Annotated in this window: 15 protein-coding genes, 1 rRNA gene and 1 riboswitch; of the genes, 1 reads left to right on the top strand and 15 read right to left on the bottom strand. The window is 39.0% G+C overall.

Annotation, left to right across the window (positions count from 1 at the left end):
- Positions 1-37: 37 nt before the first annotated feature.
- From purH to ACK4M9_RS11200, 13 genes are all read right to left on the bottom strand, one after another.
- Complete coding sequence (purH, locus tag ACK4M9_RS11260) at positions 38-1,570, bottom strand: bifunctional phosphoribosylaminoimidazolecarboxamide formyltransferase/IMP cyclohydrolase (protein ID WP_409850429.1); 1,533 nt, start codon at positions 1,568-1,570, stop codon at positions 38-40.
- A gap of 6 nt (positions 1,571-1,576) precedes the next feature.
- Positions 1,577-2,164, bottom strand: a complete 588-nt coding sequence (gene purN / locus ACK4M9_RS11255; protein ID WP_409850427.1) for a phosphoribosylglycinamide formyltransferase — start codon at positions 2,162-2,164, stop codon at positions 1,577-1,579.
- A complete protein-coding gene (purM, locus tag ACK4M9_RS11250) occupies positions 2,161-3,201 on the bottom strand; it encodes a phosphoribosylformylglycinamidine cyclo-ligase (RefSeq protein WP_409850425.1) in 1,041 nt (346 codons plus the stop codon). Before purM ends, purN begins: the two co-directional genes overlap by 4 nt.
- Positions 3,202-3,406: 205 nt before the next feature.
- Positions 3,407-4,831 (bottom strand): amidophosphoribosyltransferase, encoded by a 1,425-nt coding sequence (gene purF / locus ACK4M9_RS11245; protein ID WP_409850423.1) that lies wholly within the window; start codon positions 4,829-4,831, stop codon positions 3,407-3,409.
- A complete protein-coding gene (gene purL / locus ACK4M9_RS11240) occupies positions 4,816-7,035 on the bottom strand; it encodes a phosphoribosylformylglycinamidine synthase subunit PurL (protein ID WP_409850422.1) in 2,220 nt (739 codons plus the stop codon). Before purL ends, purF begins: the two co-directional genes overlap by 16 nt.
- Positions 7,019-7,702 carry a phosphoribosylformylglycinamidine synthase subunit PurQ gene (gene purQ, locus ACK4M9_RS11235; RefSeq protein ID WP_409850420.1) on the bottom strand — a complete coding sequence of 228 codons (684 nt, stop codon included), beginning with the start codon at positions 7,700-7,702 and terminating at the stop codon, positions 7,019-7,021. The genes purL and purQ overlap by 17 nt, the downstream gene beginning before the upstream one ends.
- Positions 7,699-7,953 (bottom strand): phosphoribosylformylglycinamidine synthase subunit PurS, encoded by a 255-nt coding sequence (gene purS / locus ACK4M9_RS11230; RefSeq protein WP_409850418.1) that lies wholly within the window; start codon positions 7,951-7,953, stop codon positions 7,699-7,701. The genes purQ and purS overlap by 4 nt, the downstream gene beginning before the upstream one ends.
- Positions 7,941-8,705 carry a phosphoribosylaminoimidazolesuccinocarboxamide synthase gene (purC, locus tag ACK4M9_RS11225; protein ID WP_409850416.1) on the bottom strand — a complete coding sequence of 255 codons (765 nt, stop codon included), beginning with the start codon at positions 8,703-8,705 and terminating at the stop codon, positions 7,941-7,943. Before purC ends, purS begins: the two co-directional genes overlap by 13 nt.
- Positions 8,706-8,739: 34 nt before the next feature.
- Entirely contained in the window at positions 8,740-10,035 is a 1,296-nt protein-coding gene (purB, locus tag ACK4M9_RS11220) for an adenylosuccinate lyase (RefSeq protein WP_409850414.1), read from the bottom strand.
- Positions 10,032-11,180, bottom strand: a complete 1,149-nt coding sequence (gene purK, locus ACK4M9_RS11215; RefSeq protein ID WP_409850412.1) for a 5-(carboxyamino)imidazole ribonucleotide synthase — start codon at positions 11,178-11,180, stop codon at positions 10,032-10,034. The genes purB and purK overlap by 4 nt, the downstream gene beginning before the upstream one ends.
- Positions 11,177-11,665 (bottom strand): 5-(carboxyamino)imidazole ribonucleotide mutase, encoded by a 489-nt coding sequence (purE, locus tag ACK4M9_RS11210; RefSeq protein ID WP_409850410.1) that lies wholly within the window; start codon positions 11,663-11,665, stop codon positions 11,177-11,179. The genes purK and purE overlap by 4 nt, the downstream gene beginning before the upstream one ends.
- A 361-nt stretch (positions 11,666-12,026) precedes the next feature.
- Positions 12,027-12,128, bottom strand: a riboswitch (purine riboswitch).
- Between the two features lie 89 nt (positions 12,129-12,217).
- Positions 12,218-12,421 carry an NETI motif-containing protein gene (locus tag ACK4M9_RS11205; RefSeq protein ID WP_409850408.1) on the bottom strand — a complete coding sequence of 68 codons (204 nt, stop codon included), beginning with the start codon at positions 12,419-12,421 and terminating at the stop codon, positions 12,218-12,220.
- 6 nt (positions 12,422-12,427) lie between these two features.
- Positions 12,428-12,934: a DUF2179 domain-containing protein gene (locus ACK4M9_RS11200; protein WP_409850860.1), complete on the bottom strand. Its 507-nt coding sequence runs from the start codon at positions 12,932-12,934 to the stop codon at positions 12,428-12,430.
- 227 nt (positions 12,935-13,161) lie between these two features.
- Here ACK4M9_RS11200 and ACK4M9_RS11195 point away from each other — a divergent pair, with 227 nt between their 5' ends.
- The gene (locus ACK4M9_RS11195) at positions 13,162-14,256 is read left to right on the top strand and encodes a polysaccharide deacetylase family protein (protein WP_409850406.1); all 1,095 of its coding nucleotides are present in this window, start codon (positions 13,162-13,164) and stop codon (positions 14,254-14,256) included.
- A 279-nt stretch (positions 14,257-14,535) separates the two neighbouring features.
- Here the strand turns inward: ACK4M9_RS11195 and ACK4M9_RS11190 are convergent, their stop codons facing one another.
- Together ACK4M9_RS11190 and rrf are read right to left on the bottom strand one after the other, a co-directional pair.
- A complete protein-coding gene (locus ACK4M9_RS11190) occupies positions 14,536-15,039 on the bottom strand; it encodes a GNAT family N-acetyltransferase (RefSeq protein WP_409850404.1) in 504 nt (167 codons plus the stop codon).
- A 688-nt stretch (positions 15,040-15,727) separates the two neighbouring features.
- A 5S ribosomal RNA gene (rrf, locus tag ACK4M9_RS11185) occupies positions 15,728-15,813 on the bottom strand; the annotation flags it as partial.

Below are 15,813 nucleotides of genomic sequence, written 5' to 3'. Positions count from 1 at the left end.
ATCATCTCTTCTAAATTCTACATTTTGAAGTTATCTTTTAATGTTTAAAATGCCTTACGCCTGTCATTACCATTGCAATGCCTAGCTCGTCAGCTTTTTTGATTGAGTCTTCGTCACGGATTGAGCCACCTGGTTGGATAATCGCTGTTACACCAGCAAGACCAGCTGCTTCAACTGTATCGTTCATCGGGAAGAATGCATCAGATCCCATAACAGAACCAACGACATTTTCGCCAGCTTGTTCAATCGCAATTTTCGCTGAGCCAACGCGGTTCATTTGTCCAGCACCAACACCAACTGTCATATCATCCTTCACTAAAACAATCGCATTAGATTTTACGTGTTTGACAACTTTCCACGCCATTTTCAGCGCTGCCCATTCTGCTTCTGTTGGCTCACGCTTTGTTGCAACAGTTGCATTTGCTTCCTCAAGACCATACGTATCCTCATCTTGAATTAACAGGCCACCATGAATCGATGTTAAACGCTTTTCAACTTTCGCCTCAGTTGTAAAAGGTATTGTTAACAAACGGAGATTTTTCTTCGACTTTAGGACTTCTAATGCCTCTTCTGTAAACGAAGGCGCAATAATAATTTCTAAAAATATTTCCTTCATTTTTAAAGCCGTAGCGGCATCTACTTCCTTGTTAAGTGCGACAATACCACCAAAGATTGAAACTGGATCAGCTGCATATGCTTTGTCATAGGCTTGCTCAATCGTTTTACCAACACCTACTCCACATGGATTCATATGCTTGATTGCCACAACTGCTGGCTCAGTAAATTCTTTAATAAGGGCTAAAGCGGCGTCAGCATCATTAATATTGTTGAATGAAAGCTCCTTCCCATGTAACTGGGTACCGTTAGCAATCGAACTCTCTGCTCCTAACGGCTTTTTGTAAAATGCTGCTTTTTGATGAGGATTTTCACCGTAGCGCAGATCTTGTTTTTTCTCAAATGTTACTGTTAAAGACTCTGGCGCATCTTCTTTAACTTCTCTCGTTAAATATTCAGCAATTACAGCATCGTAAGCAGCTGTATGACGGAATACTTTTGCAGCCAAGCGTCCACGTGTTTCATCGTTAACTGCACCATCTGTTTTTAACTGTTGAATGACGTCTTCATAGTCAGTAGGATCAACAACCACCGTTACGTGCTTATGATTTTTGGCTGCAGCTCGAAGCATACTCGGACCACCAATATCAATGTTTTCAATCGCATCAGCAAACGTTACGTCAGGTTTAGCAATTGTTTGTTGAAATGGGTAAAGATTAACTACGACTAAATCAATTGGTTGAATTTGATGTTTTTCTAGTTGAGCTAGGTGATCGTTACTCTCACGCATTGCAAGTAAGCCACCGTGAATATTCGGGTGAAGTGTTTTTACACGTCCGTTTAGAATTTCTGGAAATCCAGTCACTTCGGAAATTCCGATGACAGGGATTCCAGCTTCTTGAATGGCTTTCTTTGTTCCGCCTGTTGAGACAATCTCAACACCAAGTTCAACTAACTGACGAGCAAAAGGGACAATCCCTTCTTTATTTGAAACACTAATAAGGGCACGTTTCATTGAGTGTTAAACCTCTCTTTCAACTTTATGTTCATTTAATATTTTCCCTATTACCTTAGGGTACAACTGATGCTCTATTTTTTGGATCTTTGTTCGTACTTCTTCAATTGAGTCGTTTTCTTCGATAAATATTGGTGCTTGAGCAATAATTGGACCTGTATCCATTCCAGAATCAACATAGTGTATTGTTACTCCAGTTACTTTCACCTTTGCCTCGTAAGCCTGCTCAATAGCATTTTTACCTGGAAATGATGGTAATAACGAAGGATGAATGTTAACGATTCGACCTTCGTAAGCTTCTAGGAGCGTTTCACCAATTAATCTCATGTACCCTGCTAAAATAATCCATTCAATATTTAGCGCTTGAAGCTGTTGTAAAATAACTTGTTCAAACGCTTGTTTCGATTCGAAGTTTTTTGGCGTAAATTGAAAGACTTCAATACCATGCTGTTTTGCTCGCTCGATTGCAAAGGCATTTGGCTTATCGCTTACAAGAAGGGCGATTTCTGTATCAAGTTCGCCGTTTTGGCTTGCATCGATCATTGCCTGAAAGTTAGTGCCACTACCGGAAGCAAATACGGCTATCTTTTTCATTCAAAAAGACCTCCTATATGGACACCTTCCCCAATGCTGACACGACCAAGAATAAAGGCTTTCTCTCCTAGTCGTTCTAACTCCTTAATTGCTGCAACTGCATCTTCTTTTGCAATTACTAGTACCATGCCAATCCCCATATTAAACGTAGAGAACATGTCTTGATACGATAACTGCCCTTTCTCTTTTAATAGATCAAAAATTGGCTGAATTGGCCAAGAACCATAATCAATTTCCGCTTTAAAACCAGAAGGTAACGTGCGTGGGATATTTTCATAAAAGCCACCACCAGTAATGTGAGAAAGACCTTTGATTGGAAACTGCTTTAGTACTTCTAAGAGCGGTTTTACATATATTCTTGTTGGCGTTAAAAGCTCTTCGCCTAATGTTTTATTTAAATTCCCATAAGTTTCTTGTAAACTAAGATTCGCTTCTTCTAAGAGCACTTTTCGGACGAGTGAAAAGCCATTACTATGAAGACCATTAGAGGAGAGGCCTACAATCACATCACCTTCAGTAATTGTATTACCAGTTAGAAGCTTTGATTTTTCAACAATACCGACAGAAAAACCAGCTAGGTCATACTCTTCACCGTCATATAAACCTGGCATTTCTGCTGTCTCGCCACCAATAAGTGCACACCCAGCTTGTTCACAACCGTCTGCAATTCCTTTAACGATCGCTTCAATCTTGGCTGGTTCTGCCTTTCCACAAGCTATGTAATCTAAAAAATAAAGTGGCTCAGCTCCTTGGACAACGATATCATTGACACACATTGCAACCGCATCAACGCCAATCGTATCGTGTTTATCAAGCATGAAAGCAAGCATTAACTTTGTTCCGACACCATCCGTACCAGATACTAAAACGGGTTCCTTTAGGTGTTTAAAGCTTGAAAGTTCAAACATCGCCCCAAATGATCCTAATCCACCTAATACTTCCGGACGAATTGTCCTTTTTACATGCTTTTTCATCCGCTCTACAGCTTCGTAACCAGCCTCAATATCTACTCCCGCTTGTTTATATGCACTAGACATAGTAACCTCCAATTTAAATGAATGCAGAATTAATGAATTTCATAATTCTATATTATTGCCATTTAGATACTATATGCAGTCGCTTAAGACCACTCGCAACTACATATAGTTTTATACGGCTCATTTTTGGTAATTATAAAATTCACTCGAATGTAGAAATTATACGAGGCGCACAGTTTCTACATTCTGAATCGAAATTATCCTCTTAGCAACAGTTATTTACCGTCTTTTCCTCTTTCTCTTCTAAATCATGAAGTGCTGTTGGGTATTTACCTGTAAAGCAAGCAAGACATTGACCATTGTTAGCGTGATCCGTTTTTCTACCTACACCAGACAGTAAACCTTCGACACTTATGAAGGCTAATGTGTCAGCGCCAATCTCCTGGCGAATTTCTTCGACACTTTTCGTAGCTGCAATGAGCTCAGAGGTTGATGATGTATCAATTCCATAAAAGCATGGATTTGTTATCGGAGGTGCACTTATACGGACATGAACTTCTTTCGCCCCTGCTTCACGCAATAGATGAACAATTCGTCTACTTGTCGTACCACGAACGATCGAGTCATCAATCATAACTACTCGCTTTCCTTCGACAACACCGCGAACTGCTGACAACTTCATTTTTACACCTTGTTCCCTCAATTCTTGGGAAGGTTGAATGAATGTTCGACCAACATAACGGTTTTTAATTAACCCTAACTCATAAGGAATTCCAGACTGCTCGGCAAATCCAATTGCCGCTGAGATACTTGAATCAGGGACACCAGTAACTACATCAGCGTCGATTGGAAACTCCATAGCAAGTTGTTTGCCTAGACTTTTCCTCGCAGTATGAACATTGATTTCATCAACATTACTATCTGGTCTAGCGAAATAAATATATTCCATACTGCAAATTGAACGATGAATCGGTTCGCTAAAGCGTTCTGAACGTAGCCCCTCATCATCAATAATAATCAATTCCCCAGGCACGACTTCTCTTTCAAAGGTAGCTCCTACGACATCAAAAGCACATGTTTCTGAAGCAATCACATAGGCTTCACCTAATCTAGCGATCGAAAGCGGACGTAGCCCGTTTGGATCCAAAGCAACCATTAGTTTATCTTCTGTCATGACCATAAAGGCGTACGCACCCTTCACCTGGGTCAACGCACTTTTTACACGGTCGACAATTGGCAAATCACTACTTCTTTTAATTAAGTGAGCTAATACTTCTGTATCTGACGTTGTATGAAAAATGCTACCTTGACTTTCTAGCTCACGCTTTAGACTATTGGCATTAACTAAGTTTCCGTTATGCGCTAATGCTAGACTGCCTGTTTGCGAGTTAAATAATAAGGGCTGGGTATTCGCTAGGCCACCACCACCTGCTGTCGAGTATCGTACATGTCCGATCGCACCTTTACCATGTAATGTGTCTATTTCTCCCTTAGAGAAAACTTCAGTAACAAGTCCTAGCCCTTTATGAATTTTTAATGTTTCTCCATCAGTAACAACAATTCCAGTTCCCTCTTGACCACGATGTTGGAGGCTGTGTAAACCATAGTAAGTAATTTGAGCAGCATCAGAATGCCCCCATACTCCGAATACCCCACACTCCTCATTTAGGCCTTTTATTTCAGCAAACATGGAATGGCCCCTCTCCAAGCTTCTTGTAACTCTGAAGTTTCTACTTGAATAATCGACTCACCACTTTCGTTTACAATCGAAAGCTCTGCTTCTTTCACAACTTCACCGATACAAGTTGCGTCTACTAATTTCTCAAACTCTGCTTTCTTCTCAGCAGGGACAGAAACGACAAAACGACTTTGACTCTCAGCAAATAAAGCTGCAACAGTCTCACCAGTAATCGTTACTTTCGCGCCAACGTTACCATCCATGATGCATTCTGCTACCGCTACAGCTAATCCACCTTCTGCAACATCATGTGCTGAAGCAACAAGTCCTGCGCGAATTGCTGTTAATAATTGTTCTTGTAATTTCTTCTCTACGTTTAAATCAATACTCGGAGATTTACCTGAAATTTCACCATTTACAAGCTTTTGAAGCTCACTTCCACCAAATTCAGGCTTTGTTTCACCGATTAAATAAATTAGATCTCCGGCATTTTTGAAGCTTTGCGTTGTTATATAAGCTAAATCTTCAATAAGCCCTACCATACCAATGACCGGTGTCGGGTAAACGGCTACGCCACTTCTTTCGTTATAAAGCGAAACGTTCCCTCCAATGACCGGTGTCTCAAGAACTCGACATGCTTCACTTAACCCATCCGTTGATTTTTCAAGTTGCCAGAAGATCTCAGGTTTTTCTGGATTACCATAGTTTAAACAATCTGTTAATCCAAGTGGTTGAGCTCCAGAGCAAACTAGATTTCTTGCTGCTTCAGCTACGGCAATTTTACCACCCATTTCTGGATCTAAGTAAAGGTAACGGGAATTACAATCTGTTGTCATCGCAAGCGCCTTATTTGTATCACGGATCCGAAGAACTGCTGCATCTGAACCAGGGCAAACAACTGTATTTGTTCGCACCATATAATCGTACTGGTTGTAGACCCATTCTTTACTCGCAATTGTTGGCTGTGCTAACAATTGTAAAAGCATTTCTTTCATATCCTCTACTTTTGGAATTTCAAGTTCTTGTTGTTGGAATCTTCTGAAATAATCAGGTTCACTTGATGGCTTGTGATACACAGGTGCATCTTCTGCTAATGCATCAACAGGAACTTCAGCTGCTACTTCTCCTTTAAAGATAAGGCGAAGCATTTTATCGTCCGTTACGGTACCAACTACTTTTGATAATAAGCCCCAACGATCAAAGATAGCTTTGATTTCGTCTTCTCGGCCCTTTTTAACAACGATTAACATCCGTTCTTGAGATTCTGACAGCATCATCTCATATGGAGTCATACCTATTTCACGTTGTGGTACTTCATCTAAATTCATTTCAATTCCAGAGCCAGCTTTACTTGCCATTTCCGCAGATGAAGATGTAAGACCAGCTGCACCCATATCTTGAATTCCAACAAGTGCATCTGACTTAATTAACTCTAGGCAAGCTTCAAGAAGTAATTTCTCCATAAATGGGTCACCAACTTGAACTGCTGGACGCTTTGCATCTGAGTCTTCATCTAATTCTTCTGATGCAAACGTCGCACCATGAATGCCATCACGTCCAGTGCTAGCACCTACGTACATTACCGAGTTGCCGACACCTTTTGCTTGACCTTTTTGAATATCTTTATGATTAATTAATCCAACACACATTGCATTTACTAGTGGGTTCCCTTCATAGCATGAGTCAAATTGAATTTCCCCACCAACAGTCGGAATACCAATACAGTTCCCATAACCTGCAATACCTGCAACTACTTCTTCAAACAAATACTTAACTTTTGGAGACTGAAGCTCACCAAAGCGTAATGAGTTTAATAACGCAATTGGACGTGCCCCCATTGAGAAGATGTCACGAATAATTCCACCAACACCAGTTGCTGCGCCTTGGTAAGGTTCAATTGCTGATGGATGGTTATGACTTTCAATTTTAAATACAACAGCTTGATCATCATTAATATCAATAATTCCTGCGCCTTCACCTGGTCCTTGCAGAACACGCTCTCCAGTGATTGGGAATTTTCTTAGTAATACTTTTGAATTTTTATAAGAACAATGCTCGCTCCACATCACTGAAAAGAGGCCAGTTTCTGTCCAGTTAGGCAGGCGACCAAGAATATTTTCTACTAGTTGGAATTCATCGTCACTTAGGCCCATTTCTCGATAAAGGCCTTTTTCTTTAATCATTTCCGCTGTTGGTTCTTTAAGTAGTAAGGACATGTGATTCCCTCCAGTTTCGTAAAATCGACTTAAATAATAGTAACCCATCTTTACTACCAAGAAGCGGATCAACGGCACGCTCAGGATGTGGCATCATACCAAGAACATTACCTTGTTCGTTTGTAATCCCAGCAATGTCACTAATTGACCCATTTGGATTGTTTTTATATTTGAAAACAATTTGCGAATTCTCTTCAAGGCACTTAAGTGTTTCGGCATCACAGTAGTAGTTTCCTTCACCGTGAGCAACAGGTATAGTAATCTCTTGCTTTTGATCATAGCCTGTTGTAAACATAGTTTCATTATTTTCTACTACTAACGTTACAGGACGACAAATGAACTTTAAGTTTTGATTACGGCGCATCGCACCTGGAAGAAGCCCTGCTTCGAGAAGAACTTGAAATCCATTACAAACACCAAGAATTGGCTTTCCTGCTTGAGCAGCTTCCTTAACGGCTTCCATTACATTCGAAAACCTAGCAATTGCACCACAGCGAAGGTAGTCTCCGTAAGAAAAGCCTCCTGGTAATAAAATTCCATCAAAACGGTCTAAGTCCGTTTCAGTATGCCAAACGTATTCAACTTCTTCTCCAAGCTCATCACGAATCGCATGGTACATATCTACATCACAGTTTGATCCTGGAAAGACGATGCAAGCAAATCTCATGAAGGAACTACCTCCTCGATTTCATAACGGTAATCTTCAATAACTGTATTTGCTAGTAGCTTCTCGCACATCTCTTTCACACGAACATCAACATCTTTTTCACTTTTTGCCAACGTCAGTTCCATATATTTACCGATACGAACTTCCTGTACTTCATCATACGTCAACGCATGAAGTGATGACTGAACTGCAATTCCTTGTGGATCTAGAACGCTCTCTCTTAAAGTGATATATACCTTTACTTTGTACATGATGATCCTCCTAGTCTCGTTAAAATTTCTTCATATCCTTCTGTTAAACTACCAAGATTACGACGGAATAAATCTTTATCAAACTTTTGATTCGTATGAATATCCCAAAGTCTACAAGTGTCTGGGGAAATTTCATCTGCTAATAGAATTTCTCCTTCATTATTTACACCAAATTCAAGCTTAAAATCTACTAATCTTACATTAACTTCTTTAAACAACTGTAGTAAAAACTCATTAACTCGTAACGCAATACCGCGAATGACTTGTAATTGTTCAGGTGTTGCAATCTTTAAAAGGCGAATGTGATCTTCATTTATTAGCGGATCACCTAAGGCATCATCTTTATAGTAAAATTCAATGATTGGTGCTTCAAGCGAAATTCCCTCTTTCATCCCTAAACGGTTTGCAAGGCTACCAGCCGTGACATTGCGGACAACGACTTCTATTGGAACAATTTCCACTTTTTGAACAAGCTGTTCTGTATCCGATAGCTTTTCAATAAAGTGATTGTTAATACCCGCTTGTTTTAAAGCCTCAAAGATTTGAGAAGTAATTAAGTTATTTAGCCTTGATTTACCAGCAATCTTATCCTTCTTTTCACCGTTAAAGGCCGTGGCATCATCTTTGTATTCCACCCATAAAACATCTGGATCGTCAGTCAAATAAATTCTTTTAGCTTTACCTTCATATAAAAGCTCATTTTTTCCCACGGTTCGCCCTCCAAATTCAAGTTTGTCGTTCGGGAGTAGCATAAATGCAATCTCCCAAACAACTGAACATTCTTACTTATATAAGTCCAAGTCTTTCAAAAATCGTATCTACATGTTTTAAATGGTGATTGTAATCAAAGCAATCCGTAATTTCTTCTTTACTTAGTAGGGATGTAATTTTCTCATCTTCCTCTACTAGTTCACGGAATTGTACACCGCGTTCCCAAGCTTCCATTGCTTTCGGTTGAACAAGATCATATGCTTCTTCACGAACCATTCCTTTATCAATAAGTGAAAGCAGAACCCTTTGCGAGTAGATTAATCCATATGTTCTTGTCATATTGCGTTTCATATTTTCCGGGAACACAGTTAAATTTTTCACGATATTACCAAAACGATTTAGCATGTAATTTAACGCGATTGTCGCATCCGGGATGATAATACGTTCTGCTGATGAATGAGAAATATCTCTCTCATGCCATAGTGCTACATTTTCATAGGCTGTTACCATATGGCCGCGAAGAACACGGGCAAGACCAGTCATATTCTCTGACCCGATTGGGTTACGTTTATGAGGCATCGCTGACGAACCCTTTTGTCCTTTAGCAAAAAACTCTTCAACTTCGCGAGTTTCACTTTTTTGTAAACCACGTATCTCAACAGCCATTTTTTCAATAGAAGCTCCGATTAGTGCTAATGTACCAATATAGTGTGCGTGACGATCACGTTGTAATGTTTGCGTTGAAATTGAAGCACGTTCTAAACCTAAGTTTTCACAAACATATTGTTCAACAAATGGATCGATATTTGCATATGTCCCAACAGCACCTGAGATTTTTCCGACTCTGACACTGTCAGCTGCTTGCTTAAATCTCTCAAGATTACGTTTCATTTCCTCATACCATAACGCTATCTTTAAGCCAAATGTTGTTGGCTCAGCATGAACACCATGAGTACGTCCCATCATGACTGTATCTTTATGTTCAATCGCTTTATTTTTTAAGACCTCAATAAAGTTGTTTAGATCCTTTTCTAAAATTTCATTGGCTTGCTTAAGTAAGTATGATAAAGCTGTATCAACTACGTCAGTTGATGTTAACCCATAATGAACCCATTTTCTTTCTTCACCAAGGGTTTCTGAAACAGCTCTAGTAAAAGCAACAACATCATGTCTTGTCTCTTGTTCGATTTCTAAGATCCGCTTTATGTCAAATGAAGCATTATCTCTAATCTTTTTTACATCTTCTTTAGGTATATCTCCTAACTCAGCCCAAGCTTCACAAGCTACTATTTCGACCTCTAACCAAGCTTTAAAGCGATTTTCCTCTGTCCATATTGCGCCCATTTCAGGTCTTGTGTAACGTTCAATCATTTGCTTACCTCCATTTTTTCCTCGTTCCATATTTGCAGTGAATCGACTAATTCCAGTGCTTCTTCAACCGTTTCAGCGAGGACAGTTAAGTGTCCCATCTTTCTACCCTTTTTTGCAACAGCCTTACCGTACAAATGTAAGTGCGCACAAGAAAGATGTTGAATATTTTCTAGCACCTTTGCTAAGTGTTCACCTAATATATTAACCATTACTGCAGGCTTTAGTAAATCTGTATGACCAAGCGGCCAATTACAGATCGCTCGAATGTGTTGATCAAACTGAGACGTGACACACGCATTGATTGTATAATGACCAGAGTTATGAGGTCTTGGAGCGACTTCATTTACATAAATCTCACCCTCTGTCGTTAAAAACATTTCAACAGCAAGGGTTCCTACTAATTCAAAAGAGTTTGCTAAATGAAGGGCAACCTCCTCCGCTTTAGCTGCGATCTCCGTTGTAACTCTTGCTGGCACAATCGACATATGTAATATGTTATTTTGATGAATGTTTTCGGCTAACGGAAACGTTTTGGCTTCACCTGCAGGGTTTCTTGTTACAATAACCGAAAGTTCCTTTTCAAAGGTAAGCCACTTCTCTAAAACCAATTCACCATGAGAAGTTAACTCCTCATAACCTTTTTGTAGATCTTCAGCGCTTTTAATTACGAATTGGCCTTTACCATCGTAACCACCACGACATGTTTTCAACACTGCTGGCAAACCTAATTTCTTCACACCGTCTCGCAGATCTTCTAATGAACTAACTAGATAATATGGTGCGACTCGAATTCCTACTGCTTCAATCGCTAGCTTTTCTTTGCCACGATGCTGAGTAATTGTGAGTAACTTACTACCTTGTGGCAAGTTACCGTTTTCTTCGAGCCAATTAGCAGTTTGACTATCTATATTTTCAAATTCATAGGTTAGTACATCGCAATTGTTTAATAGCTGTTTTGCACCGTCTAAGTCATCATAGGCTGCCACAATTTCAATATCCGCAACTTGACCGCAGGGAGAGCTTTCATTCGGCTCTAACACCGCAATTCCAAAACCCATTTCACGGGCCGATAGCGCCATCATGCGTCCTAACTGCCCACCACCTAAAATACCTATTGTATTCCCAGGTAAGATTATGTTTTTCACAGCTCTTCACTCATTTCTAAGACCCGTTTAGTAATTTGGGCTCTTCTTTCGGTTACCGCAGCCTCAATTGTATTATCTTCTGTAGCCAGCATTTGCGCAGCAAGTAACCCCGCATTTTCTGCGCCTGCTTTTCCGATGGCAACTGTTGCTACTGGAATTCCTCCAGGCATCTGCACGATAGACAGGAGTGAATCTAGGCCATTAAGTGCCTTTGACTGAACTGGAACTCCAATGACAGGTAAGATCGTTTTCGCGGCAACCATACCTGGTAAATGAGCTGCACCTCCAGCACCCGCAATAATTACTTTTAAGCCCCGTTCCTTCGCTGTCTCAGCATAGCTAAACATTAAATCAGGAGTACGATGTGCCGATACGACTCGTTTTTCATACGGGACCTTCAACTCGTCTAAAACGTTACAAGCATGACTCATCGTTTCCCAATCAGAAGTACTTCCCATAATGACACCAACTAATGGCTTTGACATATTGACCTCCTACATTTCTTTTAAACTCTTTTTTATTTTAAAATAATAATAATTACTATCTAATAGATTAACTTTCAATATCGCCAAACAGCTAGAAATGATATCACTATAATGGTGCATAGAGATACCAGGGTTCAATTAAATAACAAAACAAAAAGCCCAAGATTCAATATGCTATAGCTCTATGAAGAGGAAGCAATTCAATACTTGGACTGATGAATATAATTTATATGTTATCGGCTCTAGAAAAAAGTCAGTTTTCGCCTATATCGTTAGATTTAGACAGAAAAAAACTATATTTTTCAAAGACATAAAATTAATCAATCGTTTGATTAAAATGGTCGATTAGCCTTTAACTACAAGTATATTTGCTTTTCTTCATAGTCTAACGATTTACGGTCATTAGGTAGAGACTTCTGGGCCATATTCCCAATATTATATGAGGAAAATATAATTTCACGTTTTCTTTTCGACTTAATCTTAGCAGTTTGTTAGAAGATTTGTCAACGAAAATCGAACGTTTTGTGAAAAAAATTGAATGATCGTTCGTTTTTAGTCCGTTAACTTACCCTCAAATACAACTTTTTGCTCTTTTACAACTGTTTCGAGCTTTCCGTTCGTTTTTACTTCGTGAAAAACTGGTTCTTCCATTCGTCTTATCGGTGTGTATCCTTCTAAAGCCATTCGATCAAGACATTGAGAGATCGTTTCTCCCTCTTCTACAAAGAATTTTTTCTTTTTTTGTTTCTTCTCCACTGCTTGCTACCTCCGAATTCCTTTTACCCAGAAACCACCATAGAAAGTTTTTGGCTCATGGGAAATTATAAATGCCTTAGGATCTAAATCTTGTATCGTTTTATATAAGGTTTTTTCTGATTTTCTTGAAGTTAATATTTCCATCATTAACCGTTCACCCTCACGACCGTGGGCAACCCAATTTGTTACACCATACCCTTTGTCTCTAAGGGCATTAGGGATATCTGGCTCATACTCTTTCGTAATTACATTTACAGTAATATACCCCAAAGCTAGCTTTTCTTCAATTTTCATTCCAACTAATACTCCAATCGAATAACCGATCGCATAGGCAATTAAATTCTCAACACGGTCAAGATTATCTAACACTAGTCCCAAGCCAATAATATAGATGATGACCTCTACAATACTCGTGATCGCAGCAAAATAACGTTGACCCTTTAATGTGAAAATCATCCGAATTGTAAACAAGGTGACATAAACAATGTTAATCACTAAAATGATCGTAATCATTCCAAGCGCATTACTTAGGATAAAATCAAGCAATTGAATACCTCCTAACCTTTACCTTATTTTGCTAAGAAACCCCATAAGCTTGAACCCTTCTTGGTAGAATAACATTGTTAGACTAAATTTTAAAGGATTTAACTTAATCAAAACAGCCTACTTTTTAACATCATACCCTGTACACATTATGGGAAACATACAGCAGATAAGTAAATAAAGGAGGCGCTAGTTAAATGAGGAGACAAACAAAGGCAAACAAACTTACATTTTCTTTCAGGGTTATATTGATTTTAGTTTTGACTATCTCAGCTCTATCAACGGATATTCATGCTAATGAATCACAGCTACCTGAGGCACCTATATTTATTGACGGTCAGCCCTTCACTTCAAAATATATGATGAGAGCTGGGCAACTATTAGTTCCTGCCATTTTTCTAAAACACACTGGTGCATATGTCAATTGGAATGAACAATATAAGTCTATTGTTTTTCGAGTAAAAGATAAGCTGTTTGCTTTACCGGTAGGGAAAAATTATTCAGATGACTATATTAAAGAGGAAAACGTGTGGAAAAGGAGCCCCCTACCAACAGCAACAATCGAATTTAACGGTGAACCTTTCGTTCCTTTAGTTGATGTTGCCAGAAAGTTAGGAATGAGCGTGCACTATGATTCTAATATATCTCGTACATTTATAAGAAGTAATTTAGTCATTAAACCTAATACAATTATGAAAGGGAACAAAACAGAAAAACTTGTTGCCCTAACATTCGATGATGGACCAGAAGATTACTACACACCGCAAATTCTTGACATTCTAAAGGAGAAAGGAGTTCCAGCCACTTTTTTTGTTATGGGAAAACAAATTAAGGCTTTCCCTGAAGAGATGAAACGGATTGTTAACGAAAATCATGGTATCGCAAACCATACATGGAATCACCCAAATCTTACTAGGACTTGGACAGCCACTGTTAGAGAGGAAATATTGGCAACTCAAAGGGAAATGGAAAGATTGGTTGGGAGAAAACCCGATATATTTCGTCCTCCATTTGGAGCCATTACGAAATCAGACATTGCTGTTTTGAATGAGCTTGGAATGAGGAATATCATGTGGTCTGTTGACACTCTTGATTGGAGCGGTTTAACAGGAGATGAAATTGTTAACATTGTTCTTCGAGATATTTCGCCAGGTGGGATTATCCTTCAGCATAATTTCCAATCAAATGCACGTCTTTTAGATGGAACGGTTCAGGCACTTCCGAAGATCATCGAAGAACTTCAAGCAAGAGGATACAAATTTGTTACTGTTCAAACGCTGTTAGCTAATTAATTCTAAGACCTAGATTAGGGCCTGTAATTTACAATTCTTTAAAAACCATAACATGGCTCAGTCCAAATTTGAACTGAGCCATGTTTTCATATAATTATTGCTTATTGCACTAACTCATCCATAGAGAAAATATAAAGTAATGCATTCGTTACTTCAAGAACAAAAATTAAAATTTTCCAGATAATAATGATATATTTCATCTGAAGTCGCAAATATTGTCCCATCTTTCATGCCAATAGCAACAACAGCCTGTAGAATACTACTCGTTAACTTAAAATTTTAATTAGCTCCTACGCTTTTACTTCTTCTTTCCAACAAAATAGTATCCCGCCATACACCATCCATTTTACCTATACGTTCTCGTCGTCCCACTTCTCGAAAACCGTTTTTATAATGTAATTTGAGGCTTGGTACATTTTCAGGGAAAATTCCAGATTGTAACGTCCAAAGTCCATTTTCTTCACTTTTTTCAATTAACGACTTTAAGAGTAAACTTCCTATTCCTTTTCCCTTACTAATTTGACTAACGTATACACTTACTTCTGCAACCCCTGCATAGACACATCTACTTGAGACAGGACTTAATGCAGCCCAACCTAAAACTTTACCTTCTGTGCGTGCAACTATTCGGTATTCTAACAAATGACTGTTATCCCAATCTTCCCAAGAAGGAGCTTCTCTTTGAAAGGTTGCATCTCCAGTAGCAATTCCTTCAAGATAGATTTCTCTAACTTGTTCCCAGTCTTCTGGGAGCATTTTATCAATAAATATTGTACTTTCCATTTGACCACATACCTCCCTTTTACCTTTATTTTATTTATATTAAAGAACTTAATTTATTCTTCATACAGATAGGTAAGGATTTGAAGTTATCGCCTCCTTTCCCCCCCCGTTCACACCGTACTGAAGCTTTCACCTCATACGGCGTTCCAACTCTAATCCACTTTTCACCTGAGTAATGTGACCATTCTCTATTTTGGGTAGAAGCGTTTCGCACAACTATCCTGCTCGTTCGTATGTATATTTTTCACAAATTCAGTATTAATCTCTATTATATTTCAACATAAAATACCAATATCCTTGTGAGTTTATTATTCAATTTGAGAACTACAAAGATCTATTTGAGTTTATCTATATGTAATTTTACACTTATGTTTGTGTGTATCGAGGATACGTTATGAGGAGTACCGCAGGAAAGCCACTGACCTCAATCACTTCATGAGATACTTCATTGATTTCCTTCGTGCTGCTTTGCGTCGAGGAAGCTTACTTCGAAGCTACGCTAGTAGACGCAGACAAGCTGGTGACCTCGTTAACATCGTGAGTTACTTCAATGATAATCGTCATGCAGCTTTGCGACGAGGATACGACGTGAGGAGTACCGCAGGAGCACAATAACCTATTCCCCCTACTAAAACTTACTATCATGACAAAACAAAAAACACATTCGCAAATGAATGTGTTTTTTTGTGCCTAGCAACGTCCTACTCTCACAGGGGGAAACCCCCAACTACCATCGGCGCTGAAGAGCTTAACGATCGTGTTCGGCATGGGAAC

It is taken from the genome of Anaerobacillus sp. (genome assembly GCF_046314235.1).
Classification (GTDB): domain Bacteria; phylum Bacillota; class Bacilli; order Bacillales; family Anaerobacillaceae; genus Anaerobacillus.
Note: the sequence above shows the minus strand (reverse complement) of the source record. Positions and strands in the feature narration are given on the sequence as shown.

What these genes read in the sequence shown, in the direction of transcription:
- purH (WP_409850429.1), bottom strand. Translation starts at nt 1,570, where the DNA reads ATGAAACGTGCCCTTATTAGTGTTTCAAATAAAGAAGGGATTGTCCCT.
- purN (WP_409850427.1), bottom strand. Translation starts at nt 2,164, where the DNA reads ATGAAAAAGATAGCCGTATTTGCTTCCGGTAGTGGCACTAACTTTCAG.
- purM (WP_409850425.1), bottom strand. Translation starts at nt 3,201, where the DNA reads ATGTCTAGTGCATATAAACAAGCGGGAGTAGATATTGAGGCTGGTTAC.
- purF (WP_409850423.1), bottom strand. Translation starts at nt 4,831, where the DNA reads ATGTTTGCTGAAATAAAAGGCCTAAATGAGGAGTGTGGGGTATTCGGA.
- purL (WP_409850422.1), bottom strand. Translation starts at nt 7,035, where the DNA reads ATGTCCTTACTACTTAAAGAACCAACAGCGGAAATGATTAAAGAAAAA.
- purQ (WP_409850420.1), bottom strand. Translation starts at nt 7,702, where the DNA reads ATGAGATTTGCTTGCATCGTCTTTCCAGGATCAAACTGTGATGTAGAT.
- purS (WP_409850418.1), bottom strand. Translation starts at nt 7,953, where the DNA reads ATGTACAAAGTAAAGGTATATATCACTTTAAGAGAGAGCGTTCTAGAT.
- purC (WP_409850416.1), bottom strand. Translation starts at nt 8,705, where the DNA reads ATGCTACTCCCGAACGACAAACTTGAATTTGGAGGGCGAACCGTGGGA.
- purB (WP_409850414.1), bottom strand. Translation starts at nt 10,035, where the DNA reads ATGATTGAACGTTACACAAGACCTGAAATGGGCGCAATATGGACAGAG.
- purE (WP_409850410.1), bottom strand. Translation starts at nt 11,665, where the DNA reads ATGTCAAAGCCATTAGTTGGTGTCATTATGGGAAGTACTTCTGATTGG.
- ACK4M9_RS11200 (WP_409850860.1), bottom strand. Translation starts at nt 12,934, where the DNA reads ATGATTACGATCATTTTAGTGATTAACATTGTTTATGTCACCTTGTTT.
- ACK4M9_RS11195 (WP_409850406.1), top strand. Translation starts at nt 13,162, where the DNA reads ATGAGGAGACAAACAAAGGCAAACAAACTTACATTTTCTTTCAGGGTT.
- ACK4M9_RS11190 (WP_409850404.1), bottom strand. Translation starts at nt 15,039, where the DNA reads ATGGAAAGTACAATATTTATTGATAAAATGCTCCCAGAAGACTGGGAA.